Annotated in this window: 1 pseudogene; it reads left to right on the top strand. The window is 42.3% G+C overall.

Annotation, left to right across the window (positions count from 1 at the left end):
- Nucleotides 1-126: pseudogene (locus UF06_RS25520) on the top strand (type I methionyl aminopeptidase); the annotation flags it as partial.
- Between the last annotated feature and the right edge of the window lie 269 nt (nucleotides 127-395).

Raw genomic sequence — 395 nt, 5'->3', positions numbered from 1 at the left:
GTATACACAGGTGACGGCAAAAACTCAGCGCAATGGGAACACACTATCGTGGTAACCAAAGATGGTTGTGAAGTATTAACGCTCCGCAGTGATGATACGATTCCTCGCCTAATGAAAAATGCGTAACCAAGAATGACTTCAATATCCCCGCTCATGCGGGGATATTTTTTATCTCCGCGAGATTTGTTAAATTAGAAAGGTTTGTAGATCTTTACTTTTAGCTTGCACGGATAGCAAATATGCCACTTCAGTCCCCTCTTACGTTTGCCGACGAACAAATCAATATCGGCGAACTAAAACAAGAGTTAGAAAAATTCAGCTCAACCCAAAAACAAGAGTTTCTTAATCATCACCCTGTGACCAGCTTAGTATTGGCTCGCGCAGAGTACATGGAC

It is taken from the genome of Vibrio sp. S234-5 (genome assembly GCF_000960595.1).
GTDB lineage: Bacteria > Pseudomonadota > Gammaproteobacteria > Enterobacterales > Vibrionaceae > Vibrio.
This window is presented reverse-complemented; position numbering and strand designations above follow the sequence as displayed.